The organism is Sulfurimonas indica (assembly GCF_009192995.1).
GTDB classification, from domain to species: Bacteria; Campylobacterota; Campylobacteria; order Campylobacterales; family Sulfurimonadaceae; genus Sulfurimonas; species Sulfurimonas indica.
On sequence record NZ_SDID01000003.1, the window covers coordinates 19408 to 42009 of the forward strand.

Genomic DNA, 22602 nt, shown 5'->3' on the forward strand with positions numbered 1-22602 from the left:
GTAAAAAGTGAAAGAATTATTTATATTAGCGGTTGTAACTGTTTTTACTCTTTTAACGTACTATTTAGTTGAGCCTTTTGCACACTCTCAAATGCATAAGCATGTAGAGAGTGAAGGTTTTGCATATAAAGATCTTCCGGCACTCACGAAAAAAGGTGATGCTGCTCGTGGTAAAGACTTAGTAATGGGTGCTGGTGCTTGTGCTGGTTGTCACGGTATCGAAGTTGAAGGCATGCCAGCTCCAATGGACCCTGTAACTGCAGCGCAGTCTTATGGTGTTAATCCACCAGATTTATCAAATGCAGGTGCTGTTTTTGATCCTAAGTTTTTAGCAGCACTTATTAAAAATCCTGCACATGCTTTAATGGTTGAGCATAAGTTTGATGCGAACAAAGGTCAAATGCATCCTATGACATCATTCTATGGTGCTGGTGGAGATTTAGACCAAGAAGTTGCTGATATGGTTGCATATTTACAATCAATTGCTCCAAAAGCTGAAGAGTTGACTCCTAAAATGGCATTTGAGACTGCTTGTGGTAGATGTCATGCAATTCACTATCCGTATGTAAAAGATGGTGAAGCACATCCAGCTTGGACTCAAATTGGTGAGAAGCCAACATTTAAGAAAAAACAAGATGCGTTGGCATTTGAGACAAAAGTTCTTGATTACCAAGATGCACTTACAAAATATATGGGTACACTACCACCAGATTTAAGTATGTACATCCGTTCACGTGGTGAGCACTACATCAAAACATTTGTTGAAAATCCTCAGAACTACCTAAAAGGTACTGCAATGCCACGTGTTGGTGTAAGTGCTGAAAGTGCTGAGAAAATCATCGAACATTTAGAAGATGTTGGTGACTCTAAACGTCATATGCGTGAAGAGATTGGTAAAAATGTAATGATCTATATCATCATCTTTGCAATCTTTGCAATCCTTTGGAAAAAAGAGGTATGGAAAGAGCTTCACTAAGCTTTCTTCCTCTTTTTGTCTCCATACCTTTGGTATGGGGACACCCTCCTTTATTACCCTTCTTAAAGTATAGCTTCGATATAATCACTCTATGAGATTTAGAGATATTAAAAAACGACAAAAAAACTCCCAAAAATTAAAAGAAAAAATAAGTGTCAGATATGCATCCTATCCAGATAGAATAAAAGCACTTATTACTGATATGTTTATGATATATGCACCTATTTTGTATCTGATTACCTATGTTGTTATGGGTGGCAAAGATGCCTTTCAATCTTCACAGATGGCACCACTTTTAGGAGTAACATTATATGGGGTCATTTACGCATTTTTACTTGCTAAGTTTGGTCAGACTCCAGGGAAAAAAGCGTATGAGATAAAAGTTGTTGATGATACTACGTATGAAAATATTGGCTTTTTTAGAGCATTGTTGCGTTTCATTGCTTTTTTATTTTCAGCAACAATTCTTTTTGGTTTACTGACACCTTTTTACAGAAAAGATAAAAAAGCACTCCATGACATTATCTGCTCTACTGTAGAAATCTACGTAGATAACAAACATAGCATTTAATATTTCTGATATTTCTGTATAATGGCTCTATAAAAAAGGGAGTTTTATATGAAAAAATTATATCTGTTGTTTATGGCACTCTTTTCGATGAGCTTTGTTGCTTGTTCGAATATGGAAATCGGTTTTGAGGAAGAGAGTATCTTTTATCGTGGTGGTGTGGTCTATATCTATCTTGATGAAGATATGAAAAGTGATGCAAAGTATCGCGTCTATATCAATAATGAAGATACGGAAATCTCGTTGATACCGGGATATAAAACACGATTTGGAATCAAGCCGGGTGACACACATATAGAGATAGTTCATGGGCGTGAGAGTGCTGCTATAAATATGCATTTAGAGGGATCTAAAAATTATTATCTCCGTGTACAAAAAGCACAAGATGGGCAAATGGAAATTGCAGAGGTAAAAAAAGATAGTATCGACAGTTCTGTACAAAGTACTCCGTTGTATGTAGATGAAAATGAAGAAAAGTCTGAAAAAACAGAAGCTAAAGTAGAGAAGTCTGCAGATACAACAGAATCTATAGAGAAAAAAGAGACTCCGCAGAAAAAAACTGAACAAGAGTCTATTGATGAGAAGTCTGTAGATAAGCCCAAAGAGGGTGAGACAACCTTTTATTATGATCCGCTTGAAGGTGAGTAAAGCTAAATTCAACTACGCAGGCTATAATACATTTAATATAAAAGATAGGAAAATAGATGCTAATAGACAGCTATGATAGAGTTGTTGATTATCTCCGTATTTCAGTAACTGAGAGATGTAACTTTAGATGTCAATACTGTATGCCTGAGAAACCTTTTTCTTGGGTTCCAAAAGAGAATTTACTCTCTTTTGAAGAGCTTTTTGAGTTTGTCAAAGTCTGTATAGATGAGGGTATCCGTAAGATACGCATTACAGGTGGAGAACCACTTTTGCGTGAGGATATAGACAAATTCATTAAGATGATTTATGATTATGAGCCTTCTATTGACCTTGCGATGACAACGAATGCCTTTTTACTTAAAGGTGTGGCACAAAAACTCAAAGATGCAGGACTGAAGCGTATCAATGTAAGTATAGATACATTGAAGCCGGAAATTGCACAAAAGATAGCCCAAAAAGATGTTTTGGCAAATGTTCTTGATGGTGTTGATGAAGCACTTCAAGTCGGTCTGAAGGTCAAGGTTAATATGGTGCCTATGAAAAATATGAATGCCGATGAGATTGTAGATGTCTTGGAGTATGCAAAAGAGCGTGGTATGACGATTCGTTTCATAGAGTATATGGAAAATGCCTATGCAAAAGCCGGTATTTCAAGAGTAACAGCAAAAGAGGTCCTGGAGATTTTGTCTCAAAAGTACAACTTTGTAGATGAAGGGTTTGAGAAGGCTTCACCATCAAGGTATTATAAGATGGATGATGGGTATCGCTTTGGAATTATTGAACCGTATGGTGATGATTTTTGTAAAGAGTGTAACCGTATCAGACTTACTGCTGAAGGACATCTCATACCGTGTTTGTATTTTGATGAGGCGATGAGTATCGCAGAGTCTGTCAAAAAAGGTGACATTAAAACAGCAGCTTTGGTTTTAAAAGAGGTTGTCAGAAACAAACCTGAAAAGAATCGTTGGGGTGGAGATGATGATGAGGTCTCCCAACGTGCTTTCTATGAAACCGGTGGATGATAGAGATAGATGATATATCTTGTTGAACACTTCTACTCTATTCAAGGTGAGGGAAAGTTTGTAGGAAGCCCGAGTCTCTTTTTCCGTTTTGGTGGTTGCAATATGCGCTGTGAGGGCTTTGGATGCAGCGAAGTAGCTCCTGATGGAGTAGAGGTTGTAGGGTGTGATACTGTTTATGCAGTGAACAAAGAGCATTTTGCAAATACATGGATACCGATCAAAGACCATCAACAACTCTTAAATGTTTTAGAGCAGTATGAACTGCCTCACGCAGTCGATATAGTCCTCACTGGTGGTGAGCCGCTTATCTATGCAAATGATGCAGTGTTTGTAAAGTTTTTAGAGGCTTTGGTAGCAAAGGGGCATCGCATAACATTTGAGACAAATGGCTCTTTGGATGTTGATTTTGAGAAATATCCGGTATATAAGAGTTGTGTTTTTGCACTCTCTGTAAAACTCTCAAACTCGAATGAACCTCTTGCAAAACGTCTGCGTGGAGATGTGATTTTTAACATTGCATCTCACGCAGAGGAGGCTTTTTTTAAATTCTCCATCGACAGAGATTCCATTAATATGGCTTTAGAAGATGAGATAGAGAGCATCACTATGCATGCACCAAAGCTCCAAGTATATTGTATGCCGCTTGGTGGAAACAAAGCAGATGTGGAGGCAAATACAGAGCCTCTGATCGAGTTTTGTAAAGCAAAAGGGTATAACTTTAGTGACAGACTTCACATCAGAATCTGGGATGAAAATAAAGGAGTGTAAGCATGATAATACGAAAACTGTTTAAATTTGAAAACGCTCATGTTGTGCGGGGGTGTTCTACTGTAAAATGCCGCAGCTCCGTACACGGGCACTCCTACAAAGTAGAGCTTCTTTTTGAATCAAATTTCTTAGACAATGGGCAGATGGTTTACGATTTTGGTCTTATGAAGCAAAACATGAAAGATTTGGTTGAGAGCTTTGATCATGCTATTGCGCTTTGGAGCGGAGATGATAAAGAGTACCTTGAAGCTATGAAAAAACACTCTGCACGTTGGGTAGAGTTACCAGTCTCTCCTTCAGCTGAACAATTTTCTCGTGTGATATTTGTAATGATAGATAAGCTTCTCTCTCTGACATCAAAAGTAAATGGAGAACGTGAAGTAAAACTTCATTCTGTAATAGTGCATGAAACAGATACCGGATATGCACAATGTTTTAAAGATGATGCGTACTCTAAAGAGATGGGTAATATTGACCTGCATGAGATATCTTTCTCCAAGCAGATACATACAGATTTTAAAGATGCAAGACTCTGGGAGAAAATTTTACAAGAAGAGAGCTTTCTTAATCCCTCTTCAGTTTAAGTCGGCACTTAAAAACTGACAAAATCTTTAAAAGTATCACTTGTAAAACTAAACTTCGTACTGATAACTTTTACGTCACTTCCCTCTTCTATAAATCCACATGATTCGCTGATAATTATGAAACTGTTTGCCTCGGCAAGAGGTGATATCATTCCTGGTGAGAACTGCTCACATACGGTAAAAAATTTTCCGTCAAAATATCCTGGAGTCACAGAGCGTCTGCCAGCACGCAGTTTATAGTTATTTTTCATTTTTGCAGTGATGGGTTGGATGAATTTCTCACGTGCTCCACTCATAGCGTAGATGATAGCACGGCCAAAAAGTTCAAAGTTCAGTGCAGCTGCCAATGGATTTCCCGGAAGATTGAGAATGACCTTATCACCAATTTTTCCAAATGTTGTCGGTTTTCCCGGTTTTATCTCTACCTTATCAAAGAGTATCTCGTACCCAAAAGTACCGAAAGCCTCTTTTGTAAAGTCTGCATCACCGACACTTACCCCACCACTTGTAATGATGATGTCACAATCAAGTGCACTCTTTATATGTGCATGAATATCTTCTAAGGTGTCGTGCGCTGTACCGATAAATTCGACTTCACACCCAAGTTCTTTGGCACGAGAGAGCAGAGTAGGTGTGTTAGTATTGTAGAGTTGATACTCTGTTACTTGCTCAAAGTGCATTTTCAGCTCATTTCCTGAAGCAAAAAGGGCAATACGAGGTTTTTTATGTACCTTTATATGACTAATGCCCTGAGAAGCAAGAAGTGTGATCTGGTGGGCATCAAGCTTTTGTCCTTTGTGTAAAAGAGCTTGTTCTTTTTTGATGTCCTCTCCTGCAAAACGGATATGTTTGGACATGGTCAGATTGTGGGGCAATTCTATACCACCCTCGCACTCTTTTGTATCTTCAACAGGAACGATACACTGCGTTCCCAAAGGGATACGGGCCCCTGTCATTATTTTGATCGCTTCTCCATGAGAGAGCTCACCTTCAAAGTTGTCTCCCGCAAAGATAGTACATTTTACTTTGACACACTTCCCACTGTCTTCTATCTTTACTGCATATCCATCCATTGCTGAATTGTCATAAGGCGGAAGATTATGCGATGCTGTGATATCTTCTGCCAAGATGTATCCTAGAGCCTCTTCGATAGGGATGATTTTTAATGATTTTGGTTTTATATTTGTATAGATTAGTTCAAGTGCTTTTTCAATTGTAACTGCCATAATGGGACTACCCCTTTTTTAAATTGACATATTATAATATAATTTCGCTATGAATGAAATGTATAACATGGGTTTAGACCTACACTCTTGGAGTGCGGTAGCAGTTTTAGGTATGATTTTTTTAAATCTTTTTATATTGATCAGTGCAAAAGATCTTGCAAAGTACAAAAGAGCCAACTCTTTGTACTGGATGCCTTTGGAGATAACAGTGCTTGGTTCACTGCTTTTTACAGGTATCGTGATGATGGCGGCAAAGCATCTTGACTTTAGTCTAGAAAATATAGCGATGATACTACTTGGTATCATTTTAATCGTTTTAGAAGCAAAACGTCTCAAAGCTCTAAAATATCTCAGCACAAAAAAAGAGCATGCGTTTAATGCTTACAAGCCGTTTGCGCGAACGATTTTGCAAGTAGAGTTTGTACTGGTTTTTCTAATGAGTCTATGGATGTGGTTGGTATAAGATGATCTACCTCTTACATGCAGATGCCGGTAAGGAGCAGCTCCGCATCAAAGGAGAAGATTTTAAGTATCTCATCAAAGTACGCCGTCACGCTGTAGGAGATGTGATTGCATTTCGCAATAAAGAAAATCTCCAAATGCTCTCTCGTTATAAGCTGAAAGATATTGCACCGCGTGAGGCTCTTTTTGAATTGCAATCTTGTGAAATTGTTATGGTCCAAGCAGAGAAAAGTCTGCATATTGGCTGGTGTGTTATCGATAACAAATCCGTTGAAAAGGTACTCGCTTCACTCAATGAGATAGGTGTGGCAAAGATCACTTTTATTTACTGTGAGCGTAGTCAAAAGAACTTCAAACCTGACTTTAAACGATATGAACGTATCATCGAGGCATCCAATCAGCAGTGTGGACGAACAGAGCTTATGGAGTTTGATAGCTGTAAAAATATAGAGAGTTTTATAGAACTCTATCCTGATACAAAAGTATTTGATTTCACTGAGAAAACCTTAGAGTGTGAGAGTGATTTCCAAACAGTACTTATCGGCTGTGAAGGTGGCTTTTCGCCACGTGAAAAAGAGTTCTTGAAAAATCAGGAAGTTTTTCGGCTTGATACTCCAATGGTACTGCGTTCAGAGTCTGCAACGCTTGCCGTAGCATCAAAGATTTTACTTTAGGTTAATTTTAAAAAATATTTAGGTATAATTCGCTCCATAAAATTCCGCACCCATACGGAATTAAAAAATATATCGATATTCGCACACAAACGAGTATCAAAAGGTAAAAGTATGAAAAAAGGTATCCACCCAGAATTAGTAGACTGTACAGTTACATGTGCATGTGGTAACAGCTTTGTTACAAAGAGTCAAAAACCAGAGATGAGAATCGACATCTGTAATGAGTGTCACCCATTCTTCACAGGTGAAGAGCGTATGGTTGATACTGCTGGTCGTATCGAGAAGTTTAGAGCTCGTTACGGAAAAAAATAGTCAAGAAACTCTCTTGCTAAGTCTAGTTCCAACTCCCATTGGAAACATAGGCGACATCTCACTCAGAGCCATTGAGCTTCTGCGTGAGGCTGATATACTTCTTTGCGAAGATACTCGCGTTACAAAAAAACTTCTCCATATATTACAAGAACGTTATGATTTTACTCCTAAAGAAAATCAAGAATTTATCTCGCTGCACTCGCATAATGAGTCAGCTTTTGTTGAAAAACTCTCTCCCTCTTTTTTTGAGCAAAATATTGTCTATGTAAGTGATGCAGGGATGCCGGGAGTGAGTGATCCTGGTCAGACACTGATTCGTTACTGTATAGAAAACGAAGTAGAGTATGATGTACTTCCGGGTGCAAATGCTGTGCTTACCGCTTTTGTGGCAAGCGGATTTTGCGAGACACAGATGCTCTTTTTTGGTTTTTTGGACCATAAAGGCAGCTCACGCGAAAAGCAGTTGCAAGAAGCGATGCAAAATGGTTATACAACAGTTCTGTATGAATCACCACACCGCCTTGAAAAACTTCTGCGTGAGATAAGTAAAGTTGATGCAAGTCGAGAACTTTTTGTAGCAAAAGAGCTGACGAAAAAATATCAAAGATATCTTCATGGATCAGCAGAAGAGATTTTACAAAAGCTTGATGGAAACTTCAGAGGTGAATGGGTTGTTGTCATTCAAGCAGGTGAGTCTCACGCAAGTTCTGCAATCAGTGAAAGGGACATCTTGGCACTTGATCTGCCTAAAAAAGTGCAGGCAAAGCTTATATCAAAAATAACAGGAGAAAACACAAAATCCTGTTATCAACGCTTACTTGAAAATTAAAAATCAGTTTTTATAAAAATATTTATCTAAGATTTACATTTTGACGTTTTTTTTGGATAAAATACCTACATGTTAATTTATGCCAAACAACCAATATACTATCTTATCAATCATTATCCGCAAAAGATAAAAACACTTTATTTGGCGAAAGAACTTGATAAAAAAGAGTATTCACGTCTGATGAAAATGGGTTTTCCTATAAAACGCATACCTAATGAAGCAGCTGTGAAGATGAGTAAAAATGCAAACCATCAGGGTTTTTTGGCAGAAGTTGAAGAGTATACACTGCATGAGTTTAAAAGCTTTTTAGATAAAGATTTTGTACTTGTATTAGCAGGTTTAACGGATGTTGGAAATATCGGTGCGATTGTGCGAAGTGCGTATGCTTTGGGTGTTGATGCTATTGTTGCATGTGGTGTGAAAAAGCTCAATCTTGAGCCACTACTGCGAACAAGTACGGGTGCACTTTTTGATATGCCTTTTGCTTTGGAGCATAATATTCATAATGTACTTAATGATTTAAAAATGTCGGGTTTTAGATCATATGGTGCAGATATGGGAGGCATAGATATTCGCCAAGCAGAGATTGTGAAAAAGAGAGTGTTGGTTTTAGGTAATGAGGGAGAGGGACTTACATCACGTGTGAGTTCAAAACTAGACACCATTGTAAGCATAAAGATGGCACATGATTTTGACTCGTTGAATGTAAGTGTAGCAGGTGCTATTTTAATGGATAGGATGAGATATGAGTGAAGCGTTAGATAGATTAAAAGATATTGGTGCACAGAAGATTTATGAAGATACACATATCCCGATAGGACATGTACAAGCTATACTCTATGAGAGTTTTGACGGGTTGAACAAGATTCAGTTTGTCGGATTTATCTCTATACTTGAGCGAGAGTATGGAGAGGATTTAAGTGCAGTTCGTTCTCGTGGAGTTGGCTATTTTGATGAAAAAAATGCACCTGATGAAGCCATCACGGATGATGCCATATTTAAATCTTCAAGTAATAAAAAAAATCTTACAATCCTTTACATCATTTTAGCGATCATACTTTTTATCATTGCCATCTCTTTTTCTATGCAATCAGCGAACGATACACTGGACAATGCCATCAAAGAGAATAAAATCATCGAAGATGCAAAGAAAAACATTGTTGTAGATGCAAACATAAGTGATAATAACAGTAGTGATGAAAATGCTTCACTGACAAATGATGAAAAGACTACAGTTGCTCCCGTAAAAGAAGAAAAAGCTCTTCCTCAGAGCTTGAAGATCATAGCAAGAACAAAAGTGTGGCTTGGTTACATTGATGCCGCGACAAATAAAAAGTACCAAAAGATTTTTGAGGGGGAGTTGGATTTAGACCCTACAAAAGAGTGGTTGCTTTATTTTGGACATGGTTATATTGATGTGATTATTAATGGAGAAGAGATAAAGTATAATGAAAAAAATACTTTGAGACTGCACTATGAAAATGGTGAGATCAAACAAATTTCCATCAATGAATTTAGAAGATTAAACAGAGGTAATACATGGTAAAACTTTTACTTTCTCTCCTTTTTCTCTACAGTTTTGCTTTTGCGCAGGATGTAGAGCCTTTGGAGGATGTAAGTGTTCAAGAAGATCCTCTGACGGTTAAAATCAAGAGCTTTTTGAATGAAAAAACCTATGAAGAGAACAAAGGTTTTATCGATGCTATTTTTGATCCCCAAAGTGCATTTTATTATAATGACAGAGTTGATGCGGTAAAGGTTGTACAAACCTTAAAAGAAAATGGCCTTTTAAAGCTTTTTTTTAACTCTCCACAAGAGTTTCAACTCAATTTCAAAACAAACGGTTCACCACTCTTTTTTGTTAAACTGATGAGTGATACACTCAGAAGCATAGGATACTACCGTTATGTAACAACAGCTTCAAATCTTGATGCTTCAGAGTTTACATGGAGTATAAACCTTACTTCAGAGTATGCAACGGATCCACTGGTACTACAAAATCAGCTTCATAAAAGTTCCTGTGAGATTATAGATATAGAAAGAAATGCCCCAAAAGAGTGGACATATATCATAGATATCTCCAATGCAAAGCTCAATGTTAAGACCCTGCATGATAAAGAAGAGATTAAACTCAAACGCTCACTCTATGCACATTGGCTCAATGTCTCAAAGATAAGAACACTCAAAATCAAAAGTTCAAGACGTAACAGTTGGTACCCTAATATTGCTTATTATGACAGCTCTTTGCATCTTGTAAAGATTATAAAAAGAGATAAAATCTACAGAGAGATTCTACTTAACATTCCAAAAAATGCAACATATATCAAAATCTCTGACCTCTATACACTCAAAAATGTAAGGGATGAACTCACGCTAATGCCAAAGGGAAGACGCTAGTTTCTCAAGAATGTTATCTTATTCTAAATATTTTTCGCTAAAATAGCATCAATAATTTTAGGGCACCTCTAAAAACTCTAACAACTCCCAGAGGGATAAAACAAAGATGAAGTTGTGAAGAACTTTTTTTGAGCCATAGCTAAAGCTACGGTGATGAAAAATTCTTTGCAACTTCGCTTTGTTTTATCCTCCCTGCGGGCATAAGAGAAAAGTCCATACTCTGCGTTAAAAGTTATTGCTTTAGCTACGGCTAGAGCTTTAAACTTTTGCCTTGATTATGAAATTTTCTCTTATGCTGAGAATTGTTAGGGTTTTTAGAGGTGCCCTTAAGAGGGCTAAATATGTTTGATGAGTTTACATTTAATAGAGTTGAGAGACTTCCGAAGTATGTCTTTGCAGAGGTAAATGACATAAAAATGGCGGAACGCCGTGCTGGTAAAGATGTCATAGATTTTTCTATGGGTAATCCTGATGGACCAACCCCAGAACACATAAGAGACAAACTTGTCGAATCTGCCCAAAAAACAAAAACTCATGGATATTCTACATCCAAAGGTATTCCAAAACTCCTCAAAGCGATTGCGGACTGGTATGAACGTCGTTATGACTGTCAGCTTGATCCAGAAACTGAGTGTGTGGCTACAATGGGTTCTAAAGAGGGATATGCCCATTTAACATATGCTATCACAAACCCTGGTGATGTGGCAGTGGTTCCAGACCCGACCTATCCAATTCATGAGTACTCTTTTATCTTGGCAGGTGGGAATGTTATCAAGTTTGGTATCGAGTTTGATGAGCACTATCGTTTGGATGAAGACAAATTTTTTGAAAACTTAGACAAGGTTTTCAAAGAGAGCTCTCCAAAACCAAAGTATGTACTTGTAAACTTTCCACACAATCCGACAACAGCTACGGTAACTCCTGAGTTTTATGAGAGACTTGTTGCGATGGCAAAAGAGAAGCGTTTTTATGTCATCTCTGATATTGCTTATGGTGATATCACTTTTGATGGGTATAAAACACCGTCAATTATGCAGGTAAAAGGTGCAAAAGATGTAGCAGTTGAGTCATTCACACTCTCAAAAAGCTACAATATGGCAGGTTGGCGTGTTGGTTTCTTTGTAGGAAACAAAAAGCTCATCGGTGCACTACAAAAGATTAAGTCATGGCTTGATTACGGAATGTTTACTCCTATCCAAGTTGCTGCAACAGTTGCTCTTAACGGTGATCAGCAGTGTGTACGTGATATCACAGAGAAGTACAATCACCGTCAAGAGGTCCTTATTGAGGCATTTGGTCGTGCAGGTTGGCATATCGAGAAAAATGAAGCGACAATGTTTAGCTGGGCGAAGATTCCTGACTGTGTGGCACATTTGGGCTCACTGGAGTTTTCAAAGCGCCTCCTAACAGAAGCCGGCGTTGCTGTGGCACCGGGAATTGGTTTTGGTGAGTATGGTGAGGGGTATGTGCGTATCGCATTAATAGAAAATGATAACCGTATCCGTCAGGCAGCAAGAAATATAAAAGAGTTTTTAAAACAGTTTGACGGCTGTAATCAAGAGAGCAAAAAGTAATGATAAAAGTTGGAATAATCGGTGTAGGAACTGTTGGGACTAGTGTTGTAAATATCTTAAAAGAGAATGCTGATGTCATCTCAGCACGTGCTGGTCGTGATATAGTGGTCAAGAGCGGTGTTGTCAAAAATCTTGCAAAAGATAGAGGGCTTGATATTACGCTTACAGATAATGTTGATGATATCTTAAATGATAAAGAGATTGATATTGTAGTTGAGCTTATGGGTGGTGTTGAGGAGCCTTTTGAAGTTGTAAAACGTGCGCTTGAATCTGGTAAAGCAGTTGTTACTGCGAACAAAGCACTTCTAGCATACCACAGATATGAGCTTCAGGAAATTGCCAAGGATATAGCATTTGAATTTGAAGCTTCGGTGGCTGGCGGTATTCCAATCATCAATGCATTGCGTGATGGTCTTTCTGCAAATCATATAGAATCAATCATGGGTATCATGAACGGTACGTGTAACTATATGATGACGAAGATGACAAATGAGGGTGTGGCATATGATGTGATACTCAAAGAAGCTCAAGATCTAGGATATGCAGAAGCTGATCCAACTTTTGATGTGGGTGGTTATGATACTGCACATAAATTGCTTATCTTAGCATCTATTGCGTATGGGATTGATGCAAAACCTGAAGATATCCTCATTGAGGGTATTGAAAATGTTACCCAAGATGATATCGCTTTTGCAAAAGAATTTGGTTATGCAATTAAACTTTTAGGAATTGCGAAAAAAGACAAGAATGAAGTAGAGCTTCGTGTACATGCCTGTCTTATCAAGCAAGATGAGATGATTGCAAAGATTGACGGTGTAATGAATGGTATCAGCGTTGTTGGTGACAAAGTGGGTGAGACACTTTACTATGGACCGGGTGCCGGTGGCGATGCGACAGCATCAGCTGTAGTGGCAAATATCATCGATATTGCAAGAAGTGGAAAATCTACACCGATGCTTGGATTTAACCGTCCGATGGAAGGCAATACGCTGACACTCAAACCAAGTGAAGATATTGAGAGCAAATATTACCTGCGTATCAATGTTTCAGACAAAACAGGCGTGTTAGCAAAGCTGACAAAAATCTTTGAGACACACAATATCTCTATAGAGACAATGTTACAGCGTCCGAGTGAAAATGAGCGTGCAAATTTACTTATCTCTACACATATAGCAGTTGAAAAAGATATTCAGGCGATGATGTCTGAGCTTGAAGCTCTTGATTTTGTACATACTAAGCCTATGATGATCAGGATAGTATAAAAAAGAGATGAAAATCTTAATTACTGGTGCGAGCAGCGGTCTTGGGGCTGAGTTTGCACGCCAGTATGCCTCGTCAGAAAATGAACTCTATCTTCTTGCACGAAGAGAAGAGAAACTCCTCCAACTTAAAAATGAACTTTTCGATAAATGTAAAAAAATCAGACTGATTGTAGTTGATGTAAGAGATTTTGAACTACTGCAAAATAAGCTGCATGAGATAGAGGCTCTCGATATGGTCATCCTTAATGCCGGTATATCCTTAGGGCATTCCCATACAGAGATGCCAACGATAGCAGAGTTTAAAAATCTCTATGATGTTAATGTCCTCTCGCAACACGCAGTTTTAGAGGTACTTTTACCAAAGATGCAAGCACAAAAAAGTGGCAAAGTTATCTTTATCTCTTCTCTCTCCTCTCTGTTTACCATGCCAAGTGCAAAGGTTTATGCTTCATCAAAACGTGCACTCAATGCTTATGCGGAAGGTATTCGATATAAATATGCTTCGTACGGTATCAAAGTAGTAACAATTTTGCCTGGATTTATTAAGAGTGAACTTACCGATAAAAATGATTTTAACATGCCTTTTTTACTTGAAACAGATGAGGGTGTGAGACGGATGAAACAGGCGATAGATAGAGGTAGAGAGCTTTATGCTTTTCCGCTTAGATTTTATTTAATCATTCGGATTTTGAGTTGGCTTCCATCTGCCTTAAGGCAAAGAATTGTAAACTATCTTGCTTGATTATTGACTGCAGATTTTTTAACAATATTTTATAAAGATAAAAGTAGCCGAGGCGATTGCGAAGTAAACTTTCGCTGAAATCCTCCCTTGCTCACGAGCTTCATAAAACATTGTTAAAAAATCTTATTGGACTATGAAGATAGTTATAGGGAGAGCGGGAAAAATGGAAAATATAGAGACGATAGACAGTGTATGTACCTACTGTGGTGTTGGGTGTGATATAGCAGCACATGTTGATATAAAAGAGAACAAAATCAAAAAGATTTTTGCGCATCCTGATGGTGTGGTTTCACAGGGGAAGCTCTGTATCAAGGGTAAGTATGGTTTTGACTTTGTAGATGCAGATGACAGATTAAGAATTCCACGAATTCGTAAAAGCTTTTTAGAGAAAAACCCTGCTATTAAAGAGGCTGTTGCTTCTGCTTTGGTTGATTTCGATGATACATGGTATGAGTGTGATTTAGATGCCGCAACTACTGCCTGTGCGATGAAGCTGGGAGAGATTCAAACGAACTATGGTCGTAAGGCTGTGGCTTCCATCGGTGGAGCGCGTACTTCTTGTGAATCTTCTTACTTTTTCCAAAAATTTACCCGTCATACACTGAACTCTCCTCACGTAGACAACTGTGCGCGTGTTTGTCACTCTCCATCACTTAAAGGTATGCGTGCAACTATTGGTGAAGGTGCTGCAACAAATCCTTACAATGATATCTACAATGTCGAGTTTATGATAGTTATTGGTTCCAATACAACAGAAGCACACCCAATCATTGCCAATAGAATCCTTGATGTGGCACGTGAGCATGATAATTTGGCTGTTTTTGATGTACGTGAGATAAAACTGCACCGTTTTGCAAAATACAAAGCAATTATGCCGCATGAAGCAAATCTGTTGATACTCAATATGCTCGCTTATGTCATCATCGATGAAGAGCTTTATGATGAGAGTTTTATAGAGGACAGAACAAAAGGTTTTGCAGAGTTTAAAGAGAAGATCTTAAATGACCCGTATGCAAATCCGGACTATTTTAATGAAATAGAGGGCTATGAATACCTCTCAAAACTTGTGCGTAAAGTAGCGCGTGAGTATGCTCTGAAGAAGTCAATGATTTTCTGGGGACTTGGGATTACTGAGCATTTAGATGGTTCATATGCTGTAATGGCTATAACACACCTTGCTCTTATGACAGGTAACATCGGTAAGGCAGGAGCAGGACTTATGCCGCTTCGTGGTCAGAACAATGTTCAAGGTACTTGTGATATGGGAATGCTTCCATATTATGACCCTGATTATCAGGAGCCAAAAGAAGTTGGTCTGATGACACCACAGCTTGTCGATGAGATGCTTGAAGGCAGACTCAAGGCAGTACTGAATATTGGTGAAGATCTCACGCACATCCATCCAAATCTCAATAAAATCGACCGCGCATTTGAAGAACTGGAGCTTCTTTTTGTACAAGAGCTCTTTATGACAGATGTAGCAAACCGTGCGGATATTGTTGTGGGTGTCAAATCTGCATATGAAAAAACAGGTGTCTATGTCAATGCTATGCGTCGTTTGCATCTCTCTCAGCCACTTGTTAAATCAGATCTGCCGGATGACTGGGAAGTACTTCAAATTTTAGATAATAAAATGGGAGGTGATGCCAACTATAAAAGTTCACAAGATGTTTGGCAAGAGGTGCAACGTGTAGCGTATCGCCGTTTTAGTGGAGCAGATTATCACAGACTTGAGAAGCATCGCAAACGTGGACTGCAGTGGCCGGTTCATACCGAAGATACACCAATTTTGCATCAACTGGACTTTAGAACAGATGATGGTTATGGATACTTTAAGTATCATCAGTACAAACTGCGTGGAATGATAGAGGAGATAACAAACAAAAATCTTCAGGGCTACCATCTTACAACAGGACGAACACTAGCACATTACAATAATGCAGCACAAACAAAGCGCAGTGACAAGCTCAATGACAGATATGATGAAGATATCTTACTTGTATGTGAAGAGGATGCTGCTGACTTTACGAGTGAAAAAGTGATACTCAGAAGTGAGTTTGGAGAGACAAATCCGCTTAGAGTAAAGATTACAAATAAAGTGCGTCCTAAGACACTCTTTGCAACCTTTCATCATGCCAAAAGTCGTATCAATGCATTGTTTGGTGATGCAAGGGATGAATTGATTCTTACGGCTGCTTTTAAAACCATAAAAGTTGAAGTAATTAACTGCTAGATGAGCAGAGCAAAAGGCAATATAGCCGAAGATAAGGCTTGTTCCTATCTGCTTGAAAATGGTTATGAGATAGTTGAGAGAAACGTCTACTCCCGTTTTGGAGAGATTGATATCATTGCATCAAAAGATGAAGTTCTTCATTTTGTTGAGGTAAAAAGTGGTGAAAGTTATGAGCTTGCCATTCAAAACATCACTCCCTCAAAACTCTCCAAGCTCATTAAAACCGCAAATGTCTATATGAAGAAAAACGGCTACAGTGGTGACTACAGTTTTGATGCTGTAGTTGTTCTGCCTCAAACTATAGAGATAGTAGAGAATATTACGCTCTAGTCCTCTTTGCTTAGATCTGCTTCATCCAAGATAGTAAAAAACCCTGCAGGTTCCAGTACTCCAAAGGTTGCAAATAAAATCTTGCCGTTTTGGTCTAAAAAGTAGTGACGTGGTGCACCAAACTTTTCAAACTTGTCAGGAATAGCATGCTGGTCACGTGAGAGATAAATGACCACATAATCTTTTTTAAGTCTATCCATTACACTCTTTTGAGAAAGTGTTTTTTCTTTAAATATCTTACAAAACTTACATGCATCGGCACCGATAAAGAGGTAAATATTTTTATGCTCTTTTTGTGCAAGTTTAACTCCAGCCTTATAGTTATGAATCCAAGAATCAGTTTCATAAGAAAGAAGTGAAGTGATAAATAATAAGCTTAGCAGTAGTGTTTTCATGGCGTAATTATAATGCAGTAGATTTAAGATGAGATTATTTTTAAAAGTGTTGCCATTTGTTAATAGTACGGGTAGTATAATTTCACATATTATTATATATATTATAAGGAAATATTATGAAAAGAAGATTACCTTGGTGGTTGGGTGGTATTTTAATGTCCCTGCTGCTTCTTTTTACTTTTTCAGTATTTGGTGCTGATCGTCCTATTGGGGCATCAACATATGTGCCGTATTATGCTGGTATTTTGTTTGGAATGGATCCAGAACATTATACATATCTCAAAGAGATAGAAAAAGCCGGTGCATGGGAAGGTGTAATGCTTTTAGGAGTTTTTGTGGGTGGATTTATTACATCTGTATTTATAACAAAATCGTTTCGTTTTAGTGTTCGTCCGACAGCATGGAAAGTATATAAAAACACTTCTGTCAAATCTCGTCTTATTTGGAGCTTTTTTTCCGGATTTTTACTTATTATCGGTGCACGTCTGGCAGGTGGATGTACTTCAGGACACTTTCTCTCAGGGATGAGCCAAACTGCTTTTAGTTCTATGATATTTGGCGGCGTAGTCTTAGCGACACTGCTTGTAACTGGAAAACTATTTTATAACACAGGAGAGCCAAAATGAGTATAGGCGAATATTTTGATTTTGTACTCACTCGAACGGAAGCAATGTATAACATTGTACAGTTTGAAGGACATGGCTCTTTTTGGCTTGTTTTTGTTATAGGTATCTTCTTTGGTGGTATTATCCAGTATACACGCGTTGACAAGTTTGAAAAAATTGCAGGTTTTGCAATGGGAAAAGATACCATCATCCCAAAAATGCTTTTTTTGGCTATAGGTATTACTAGTATTGCTCTTTATTTTGAGATACAAATGGGTTATGCATCATACCACCCGAAACCGATCATATTGCAAGGTCTTATTATGGGAGGTATTATCTTTGGTGTTGGTATGGCAATCATGGGAAAATGTCCGGGAACTGGACCTATTTCAATCGCGGAAGGTCGTATAGATGTTTTAGTCGGAGCTTTCGGTGGTATTTTAGGCGGCTGGCTCTTTACGAAATATTATGATGATTTCTTTAAACCTTTGATGGGGCATGATTATGGCAAATCTACACTTGTGAGCGTGGGTGGAGATTATGCAACGTTTTTTGTATTTGTCTTTGGAATCGCTTTGATCTTAATTGCAATCTTGATACCAAAAATGGAACTTTTTGATGATGCTGACCTCTCTTTACTGGAGCACGATGAAAGACCGGATGTCAAAGCCGAAAAAGAGCATGAAGAGTTTGAACTCGTTAAGTAAGAAATGGACATAAGCGTGATATAATTTTTCCAATATTAGTATTGGAGATTTTTTATGGATGCAAAGATATTTTTTGGCTCAAACGAGGCCACAAAAGAGGAGTGGAGTGAAAGATGTTCTCCATACAGTGGAGATGTAGTTTCACGGGCTCCAATTTGTAATGAAGAAGATGCAAAAAAAGCACTGCAAATAGCACAAGATGCTGCAAAATTTGCCAAGAAATCCACACTTGCACAGCGTTGTTCTTGGTTGCTCGATGTAGCACAAAAACTGCGTGAACAAAAAGAAGATATCGCAAAAACTATCACTGATGAAGTAGGTAAACCTATTACCTATGCACGTATTGAAGTAGAGCGTTGTATTGAGACCATTACGCTCTCTGCTGAGACGATGCGAACAATGGCTGGAGAGACGATTAATACAGATGCAATGGCAAGTGGTAAAAAGACGATGGCATTTTTCCGTCGTGAGCCTGTAGGTGTTGTTGTTGCCATTACTCCTTTTAACTTTCCGCTCAATCTTGTAGCACACAAGCTTGGCCCTGCTTTAGTAGCAGGAAATGCAGTGGTGCTCAAACCTACTCCGGAAGCTCCACTTACTGCGTATAAGTTTGCAAAACTTTTCATTGCGAGTGAGTATGCTATTGCTGATGCACTCTCTGTTGTCTATGGCGATGCAGAAGTAGGTTCTGCGCTTATCACTTCGGATATTCCTCGTGTTATCTCTTTTACCGGAAGTGTACCGGTCGGTAATATCATTACAAAAAGCGCAGGCATTAAAAAAGTAGGACTGGAGCTTGGCGGTAATGCTGCAACTTTCATTGAAAAATCGGCTGATTTGGCAATGGCCGCTACAAAATGTGCACTTGGTGCTTTTGTGAACTCCGGTCAGGTTTGTATATCTTTGCAGCGTATCTATGTTGAAGCAGATATTTATGATGAGTTTGCAGAACTCATGGCGCACGCTACAAAAAAACTCAAAGTTGGTAGCCCTTATGATGATGAAACATTTATGGGACCGCTTATCGATGATGAGGCTTGTGCAAGAGCCCTTCATTGGGTTGAATCTGCCATAGAAGAGGGTGCCATTCCACTGCTTGTTCCTCATGTTGAGGGACGAATCTTTCATCCGTGTGTCATGGCAAATGTTCGTGATGATATGGCGATTGTCTGTGAAGAGGTCTTTGCTCCTATTGTCTCACTTGTAAAAGTTGAGAGTTTTGATGATGCAGTTGATCGAATGAATAACTCTCCGTACGGACTACAATTTTCAGTATTTACCAATGATTTGAGTCTGATGAATCGCGCTGTTGATGAGCTTGATGCGGGTGGCATTGTCATTAATGATATGCCGACACTGCGTTTTGATATTCAACCGTATGGAGGTGTGAAACTCTCAGGTGTCGGACGTGAGGGTCCACGCTTTGCCATCGAGGAAATGACGGAGATAAAAAGCATTGTCATCTGCTAAAAAGAGAGTCATCATATCTGCTTGTATTTTGGGTGAATATTGCCGTTATGATGGTAAAACGAAAAAAATCTCTGCAGTTGAAGAGGCTTATAGAGGATGGGAAATTATCCCTTTTTGTCCTGAAGCACCGCTCTTTGGTACGCCACGTGAGCGTATCAATGTAGTTGATGTTAATGGTGAACATAGAATTATCACTGATGAGACAAATGTTGATGTGACAAAGAAGCTGCGTGAGGAGATAGAGAGATTTTGTAAAGAGCATCCTCACGCAGATGCTATTGTGCTCAAATCCAAATCACCATCATGTGGTTATGGAACAACTCCCATTTTAGATAAAGATAAAAATGAGCTAGCAAAGGGTAATGGCATTGCTGCTGATATTTTTAACCTATTTTACAAAAATGTGCAGATTCAAGATGAGAATCAGTTTATATCCGAGTGAGTTCTCTGTCATGAGAGAGATAAAAACGGTCAAAATCATTGGCAATGAAGCAGTTGTTTTTGTATGAATTTTGTATCTCATCACAAATATCCTGTGCAGTATAGTCACTATTTTTTGAGTATCTTGCACTTATGTGTGTGGCTATAAGATTTTTTACTTGATGTTTTTGAACCGATAAACCTAATGCTTTTGCCGTAGTGTGTAAAAACTTTGTTGGCAGAGCATCATAAACTTCTTGCGTGTATGTACTCTCATGAACTAAAAGGTCAAGCTTGTCAAGATAAGAGCTTAGTACTTCCGGATCACTGTTATCCCCCGCTATAATGATTCTGCGTCCTTTTATTGGTTCAAGCATATACTCACGTGAGATAAACTCTTTTCCTTCAAAAACAATGTCGTTTCCACGTTTTAGTTCACCATAGAGTTGGGATGGTTCTAGTCCATTATTACGTAGTTTTTCTTCATCGAGCTTGTTTGTTATATCTTGCTCTTTTATATAATAGGCAAAGCTCTCGATGGAGTGTACAAGTGGTAAAACCTTGAGAGAGAATTTGTCAAAATGAAAGCTTGCACCTGCTTCTATCTCAATGATAGTTAGTTCGTAGCCAAGATGCTCATGCGAAATGTCCAGAATACAGGGGAGAAATTTATTGAGGCCTTTTGGACCATATATTGTAAGTGGTGCGAGTGATTTGTCAAGTGTTTTAGAAGAGAGAAGACCCGGCAGTCCAAAGTAGTGATCGCCATGCAGATGTGTGATAAATATGGCTGCAAGTTTACCGATAGAGAGAGATGTTTTTAAAAGTTGGTGCTGGGTAGCCTCTCCACAGTCAAAAAGATACCATTTGTTGTCTTGGTCAAACTCAAGTGCAAGTGCTGAAACATTTCTCTCTTTTGTCGGTTTACCGGCACTTGTACCTAAAAATGTCAATCGCAAACTTTACTCCTTGAGCATATCACTTTTCAATCGTTTAAATGCATCTTCTATAATATCTTTGGATACTTTACAGTTTAAGTCCTTATAATAACTGTAAACCGGTTTACGATTTTTGTAGATATCCATTCTTATATAACCTGATGGGAAGTTTGAAAGCGCTTTTTTGTCTGCATTTTGATTTGAATTACATGCAATGGCGCTCTTACGTGAGACCTGTAGTTCATAGGGACAGTTTTCATCAAAATCATAGAGATTTACGAGGGTGTCTGAGATGAGTTTATCAGCGGGGAATACGACTAAGCGAAGACACGCTAAATGTGTCAAAGATTTGTCATATTTTATGACAGTAGCATTGTCACTGCAGGCATTGAACAACAGCAAAAAAGAAAGAGTGATAACGAGTTTTCGTATATACATAATGATTATGGAATTTTAGGTGCTGGTATCTTCTTTCCTAAGAGAGCATAGCTCTTACCGACACGGGCAACAGGTTCATAATCAAGTGTGATTTTTTCTTTGTCTGTAATTATGGATTCGTCAATATATTGTGCTTTTATCTCTACGACCAAGGGGATTGTTTTTGAATTTTTCAGGTCAATCTCTTGATAGAGTTCGCAAAAAAATGCACTTGGTGTTCCTTCTACTATTGGTGGAAAATCTTCTGCTATTGTTTTTGTTTTGATATGAAAAAGTTCTGCTTCACTCTGTGAGCTTGCAAGCTCTTTGGAGCTAAAATGCATCTGTTGGAGAAGAGACTCATTGACCATACAGATAGTGCATTTTTTGTGCTCTCTTAGATTTTTGAGTGTATCTTTTTGACTGCCGTCACTTTTGTGTCCAATACTTACAACCATTGTAGGAGGCTCAGAACTAAGCCCCATAAAGTAACTAAAAGGAGCAATGTTAAGAGTCCCTTTTGCATCTTGCGTACAAATCCAAGCAATCGGTCTTGGGATGATGGTCTGTGCCATAAGTTGATATCGCTGTGTGAGTGTTTTTTCTGCATAGTCTACTACCATGTTAAAGTCCTACGATATGTTTGAGATTATCTAACATACCATGTTTTTCTTTAGGGGTTTCTTCTTGTGGACCTTTGTAAGCATCATCTGGCATAACATTTTCAGGTGTACCATCAACATTGACAACTTCAAGTACCGGATGGATAAGCTCACGCAGCTTTTTCTGTACAACCATTTTTGTTGTCATCAAGCTCATAGAACATCCTCCACAAGCACCTGTTAAAGTGATGTATACAACACCGTTTTTTACACCTAAAAGCTCGATGCCACCACCGTGAGAATTAACATACTCACTTACTTTTGGAATATAATTTTTGAGTGCTTCATATAAATCTTCATCTAAAAACTGCATGAACAAACCTTCTCTCTTTTTTTATAATTATAGTTTACAATATTTAAGATAATCTTATCTAATGATAA

The 22602-nt window shown here is 38.3% G+C and carries 28 protein-coding genes; 22 read left to right on the plus strand and 6 right to left on the minus strand.

The annotated features are described in order from the left end of the window. The first annotated feature begins 7 nt into the window (after positions 1-7). From ES948_RS02105 to ES948_RS02130, 6 genes are all read left to right on the plus strand, one after another. Positions 8-976, plus strand: a complete 969-nt coding sequence (locus tag ES948_RS02105; RefSeq protein WP_152183283.1) for a c-type cytochrome — start codon at positions 8-10, stop codon at positions 974-976. A gap of 91 nt (positions 977-1067) precedes the next feature. Further along, complete coding sequence (locus ES948_RS02110) at positions 1068-1547, plus strand: RDD family protein (RefSeq protein ID WP_152183284.1); 480 nt, start codon at positions 1068-1070, stop codon at positions 1545-1547. A gap of 48 nt (positions 1548-1595) precedes the next feature. Continuing rightward, positions 1596-2192 carry a hypothetical protein gene (locus ES948_RS02115; protein ID WP_152183285.1) on the plus strand — a complete coding sequence of 199 codons (597 nt, stop codon included), beginning with the start codon at positions 1596-1598 and terminating at the stop codon, positions 2190-2192. A 56-nt stretch (positions 2193-2248) separates the two neighbouring features. Continuing rightward, complete coding sequence (gene moaA, locus ES948_RS02120; RefSeq protein ID WP_152183286.1) at positions 2249-3214, plus strand: GTP 3',8-cyclase MoaA; 966 nt, start codon at positions 2249-2251, stop codon at positions 3212-3214. A 9-nt stretch (positions 3215-3223) separates the two neighbouring features. Beyond that, positions 3224-3982 carry a 7-carboxy-7-deazaguanine synthase QueE gene (locus tag ES948_RS02125; RefSeq protein ID WP_152183287.1) on the plus strand — a complete coding sequence of 253 codons (759 nt, stop codon included), beginning with the start codon at positions 3224-3226 and terminating at the stop codon, positions 3980-3982. 2 nt (positions 3983-3984) lie between these two features. Beyond that, a complete protein-coding gene (locus tag ES948_RS02130; RefSeq protein WP_152183288.1) occupies positions 3985-4566 on the plus strand; it encodes a 6-pyruvoyl trahydropterin synthase family protein in 582 nt (193 codons plus the stop codon). Between the two features lie 8 nt (positions 4567-4574). Here the strand turns inward: ES948_RS02130 and ES948_RS02135 are convergent, their stop codons facing one another. Further along, positions 4575-5792, minus strand: coding sequence for a molybdopterin molybdotransferase MoeA (locus ES948_RS02135; RefSeq protein ID WP_152183289.1), 1218 nt, complete (start codon positions 5790-5792; stop codon positions 4575-4577). Between the two features lie 49 nt (positions 5793-5841). On the opposite strand from ES948_RS02135, the gene ES948_RS02140 reads away from it, so the two are divergent. From ES948_RS02140 to ES948_RS02195, 12 genes are all read left to right on the plus strand, one after another. Further along, complete coding sequence (locus tag ES948_RS02140; RefSeq protein WP_152183290.1) at positions 5842-6255, plus strand: hypothetical protein; 414 nt, start codon at positions 5842-5844, stop codon at positions 6253-6255. 1 nt (position 6256) lies between these two features. Further along, on the plus strand, positions 6257-6928 hold the full coding sequence (locus tag ES948_RS02145; protein ID WP_152183291.1) for a 16S rRNA (uracil(1498)-N(3))-methyltransferase: 672 nt from the start codon (positions 6257-6259) through the stop codon (positions 6926-6928). 111 nt (positions 6929-7039) lie between these two features. Continuing rightward, positions 7040-7240 carry a 50S ribosomal protein L31 gene (rpmE, locus tag ES948_RS02150; protein ID WP_152183292.1) on the plus strand — a complete coding sequence of 67 codons (201 nt, stop codon included), beginning with the start codon at positions 7040-7042 and terminating at the stop codon, positions 7238-7240. A 13-nt stretch (positions 7241-7253) separates the two neighbouring features. Beyond that, positions 7254-8069, plus strand: a complete 816-nt coding sequence (gene rsmI, locus ES948_RS02155) for a 16S rRNA (cytidine(1402)-2'-O)-methyltransferase (protein ID WP_152183293.1) — start codon at positions 7254-7256, stop codon at positions 8067-8069. 69 nt (positions 8070-8138) lie between these two features. Continuing rightward, positions 8139-8822: a 23S rRNA (guanosine(2251)-2'-O)-methyltransferase RlmB gene (gene rlmB, locus ES948_RS02160; protein ID WP_152183294.1), complete on the plus strand. Its 684-nt coding sequence runs from the start codon at positions 8139-8141 to the stop codon at positions 8820-8822. After that, on the plus strand, positions 8815-9615 hold the full coding sequence (locus ES948_RS02165; RefSeq protein ID WP_152183295.1) for a hypothetical protein: 801 nt from the start codon (positions 8815-8817) through the stop codon (positions 9613-9615). The genes rlmB and ES948_RS02165 overlap by 8 nt, the downstream gene beginning before the upstream one ends. Next, positions 9609-10466 (plus strand): hypothetical protein, encoded by an 858-nt coding sequence (locus ES948_RS02170; RefSeq protein ID WP_152183296.1) that lies wholly within the window; start codon positions 9609-9611, stop codon positions 10464-10466. Before ES948_RS02165 ends, ES948_RS02170 begins: the two co-directional genes overlap by 7 nt. A 341-nt stretch (positions 10467-10807) precedes the next feature. Then, positions 10808-12040, plus strand: a complete 1233-nt coding sequence (locus ES948_RS02175) for an LL-diaminopimelate aminotransferase (RefSeq protein WP_152183297.1) — start codon at positions 10808-10810, stop codon at positions 12038-12040. After that, positions 12040-13302 carry a homoserine dehydrogenase gene (locus ES948_RS02180; RefSeq protein ID WP_152183298.1) on the plus strand — a complete coding sequence of 421 codons (1263 nt, stop codon included), beginning with the start codon at positions 12040-12042 and terminating at the stop codon, positions 13300-13302. Before ES948_RS02175 ends, ES948_RS02180 begins: the two co-directional genes overlap by 1 nt. Before the next feature lie 7 nt (positions 13303-13309). Beyond that, the gene (locus ES948_RS02185; protein ID WP_152183299.1) at positions 13310-14044 is read left to right on the plus strand and encodes an SDR family NAD(P)-dependent oxidoreductase; all 735 of its coding nucleotides are present in this window, start codon (positions 13310-13312) and stop codon (positions 14042-14044) included. Between the two features lie 163 nt (positions 14045-14207). Continuing rightward, entirely contained in the window at positions 14208-16277 is a 2070-nt protein-coding gene (locus tag ES948_RS02190; protein ID WP_152183300.1) for a molybdopterin oxidoreductase family protein, read from the plus strand. Continuing rightward, on the plus strand, positions 16278-16607 hold the full coding sequence (locus ES948_RS02195; protein WP_152183301.1) for a YraN family protein: 330 nt from the start codon (positions 16278-16280) through the stop codon (positions 16605-16607). Here ES948_RS02195 and ES948_RS02200 read toward each other — a convergent pair. Beyond that, entirely contained in the window at positions 16604-17002 is a 399-nt protein-coding gene (locus ES948_RS02200) for a thioredoxin family protein (RefSeq protein ID WP_152183302.1), read from the minus strand. The genes ES948_RS02195 and ES948_RS02200 overlap by 4 nt on opposite strands. Before the next feature lie 116 nt (positions 17003-17118). Between ES948_RS02200 and ES948_RS02205 the strand changes: the two genes are divergently transcribed. Genes ES948_RS02205 through ES948_RS02220 form a run of 4 tightly spaced genes read left to right on the plus strand, consistent with a single transcriptional unit; the run spans position 17119 to position 20226 of the window. Then, entirely contained in the window at positions 17119-17628 is a 510-nt protein-coding gene (locus tag ES948_RS02205) for a YeeE/YedE thiosulfate transporter family protein (RefSeq protein WP_152183303.1), read from the plus strand. Further along, entirely contained in the window at positions 17625-18314 is a 690-nt protein-coding gene (locus tag ES948_RS02210; protein WP_152183304.1) for a YeeE/YedE thiosulfate transporter family protein, read from the plus strand. The genes ES948_RS02205 and ES948_RS02210 overlap by 4 nt, the downstream gene beginning before the upstream one ends. 54 nt (positions 18315-18368) lie before the next feature. Continuing rightward, positions 18369-19784 (plus strand): aldehyde dehydrogenase family protein, encoded by a 1416-nt coding sequence (locus tag ES948_RS02215; protein ID WP_152183305.1) that lies wholly within the window; start codon positions 18369-18371, stop codon positions 19782-19784. Further along, positions 19771-20226, plus strand: a complete 456-nt coding sequence (locus tag ES948_RS02220; protein WP_152183306.1) for a 2-thiouracil desulfurase family protein — start codon at positions 19771-19773, stop codon at positions 20224-20226. Before ES948_RS02215 ends, ES948_RS02220 begins: the two co-directional genes overlap by 14 nt. Here ES948_RS02220 and ES948_RS02225 read toward each other — a convergent pair. Genes ES948_RS02225 through ES948_RS02240 form a run of 4 tightly spaced genes read right to left on the minus strand, consistent with a single transcriptional unit; the run spans position 20213 to position 22534 of the window. Beyond that, positions 20213-21163, minus strand: coding sequence for an MBL fold metallo-hydrolase (locus tag ES948_RS02225; protein WP_152183307.1), 951 nt, complete (start codon positions 21161-21163; stop codon positions 20213-20215). The genes ES948_RS02220 and ES948_RS02225 overlap by 14 nt on opposite strands. Positions 21164-21166: 3 nt before the next feature. Continuing rightward, entirely contained in the window at positions 21167-21580 is a 414-nt protein-coding gene (locus tag ES948_RS02230) for a hypothetical protein (RefSeq protein WP_152183308.1), read from the minus strand. A 5-nt stretch (positions 21581-21585) separates the two neighbouring features. Next, positions 21586-22182 (minus strand): flavin reductase family protein, encoded by a 597-nt coding sequence (locus tag ES948_RS02235; protein WP_152183309.1) that lies wholly within the window; start codon positions 22180-22182, stop codon positions 21586-21588. 1 nt (position 22183) lies between these two features. Then, on the minus strand, positions 22184-22534 hold the full coding sequence (locus ES948_RS02240; RefSeq protein ID WP_152183310.1) for a NifU family protein: 351 nt from the start codon (positions 22532-22534) through the stop codon (positions 22184-22186). Between the last annotated feature and the right edge of the window lie 68 nt (positions 22535-22602).

Excerpts from the sequence above, each read along its gene's own strand:
- ES948_RS02110 (WP_152183284.1), top strand. The coding sequence starts at position 1,068 with ATGAGATTTAGAGATATTAAAAAACGACAAAAAAACTCCCAAAAATTA.
- ES948_RS02115 (WP_152183285.1), top strand. The coding sequence starts at position 1,596 with ATGAAAAAATTATATCTGTTGTTTATGGCACTCTTTTCGATGAGCTTT.
- moaA (WP_152183286.1), top strand. The coding sequence starts at position 2,249 with ATGCTAATAGACAGCTATGATAGAGTTGTTGATTATCTCCGTATTTCA.
- ES948_RS02125 (WP_152183287.1), top strand. The coding sequence starts at position 3,224 with ATGATATATCTTGTTGAACACTTCTACTCTATTCAAGGTGAGGGAAAG.
- ES948_RS02130 (WP_152183288.1), top strand. The coding sequence starts at position 3,985 with ATGATAATACGAAAACTGTTTAAATTTGAAAACGCTCATGTTGTGCGG.
- ES948_RS02135 (WP_152183289.1), bottom strand. The coding sequence starts at position 5,792 with ATGGCAGTTACAATTGAAAAAGCACTTGAACTAATCTATACAAATATA.
- ES948_RS02140 (WP_152183290.1), top strand. The coding sequence starts at position 5,842 with ATGAATGAAATGTATAACATGGGTTTAGACCTACACTCTTGGAGTGCG.
- ES948_RS02145 (WP_152183291.1), top strand. The coding sequence starts at position 6,257 with ATGATCTACCTCTTACATGCAGATGCCGGTAAGGAGCAGCTCCGCATC.
- rpmE (WP_152183292.1), top strand. The coding sequence starts at position 7,040 with ATGAAAAAAGGTATCCACCCAGAATTAGTAGACTGTACAGTTACATGT.
- rlmB (WP_152183294.1), top strand. The coding sequence starts at position 8,139 with ATGTTAATTTATGCCAAACAACCAATATACTATCTTATCAATCATTAT.
- ES948_RS02165 (WP_152183295.1), top strand. The coding sequence starts at position 8,815 with ATGAGTGAAGCGTTAGATAGATTAAAAGATATTGGTGCACAGAAGATT.
- ES948_RS02170 (WP_152183296.1), top strand. The coding sequence starts at position 9,609 with ATGGTAAAACTTTTACTTTCTCTCCTTTTTCTCTACAGTTTTGCTTTT.
- ES948_RS02175 (WP_152183297.1), top strand. The coding sequence starts at position 10,808 with ATGTTTGATGAGTTTACATTTAATAGAGTTGAGAGACTTCCGAAGTAT.
- ES948_RS02180 (WP_152183298.1), top strand. The coding sequence starts at position 12,040 with ATGATAAAAGTTGGAATAATCGGTGTAGGAACTGTTGGGACTAGTGTT.
- ES948_RS02185 (WP_152183299.1), top strand. The coding sequence starts at position 13,310 with ATGAAAATCTTAATTACTGGTGCGAGCAGCGGTCTTGGGGCTGAGTTT.
- ES948_RS02190 (WP_152183300.1), top strand. The coding sequence starts at position 14,208 with ATGGAAAATATAGAGACGATAGACAGTGTATGTACCTACTGTGGTGTT.
- ES948_RS02195 (WP_152183301.1), top strand. The coding sequence starts at position 16,278 with ATGAGCAGAGCAAAAGGCAATATAGCCGAAGATAAGGCTTGTTCCTAT.
- ES948_RS02200 (WP_152183302.1), bottom strand. The coding sequence starts at position 17,002 with ATGAAAACACTACTGCTAAGCTTATTATTTATCACTTCACTTCTTTCT.
- ES948_RS02205 (WP_152183303.1), top strand. The coding sequence starts at position 17,119 with ATGAAAAGAAGATTACCTTGGTGGTTGGGTGGTATTTTAATGTCCCTG.
- ES948_RS02210 (WP_152183304.1), top strand. The coding sequence starts at position 17,625 with ATGAGTATAGGCGAATATTTTGATTTTGTACTCACTCGAACGGAAGCA.
- ES948_RS02215 (WP_152183305.1), top strand. The coding sequence starts at position 18,369 with ATGGATGCAAAGATATTTTTTGGCTCAAACGAGGCCACAAAAGAGGAG.
- ES948_RS02230 (WP_152183308.1), bottom strand. The coding sequence starts at position 21,580 with ATGTATATACGAAAACTCGTTATCACTCTTTCTTTTTTGCTGTTGTTC.
- ES948_RS02235 (WP_152183309.1), bottom strand. The coding sequence starts at position 22,182 with ATGGTAGTAGACTATGCAGAAAAAACACTCACACAGCGATATCAACTT.
- ES948_RS02240 (WP_152183310.1), bottom strand. The coding sequence starts at position 22,534 with ATGCAGTTTTTAGATGAAGATTTATATGAAGCACTCAAAAATTATATT.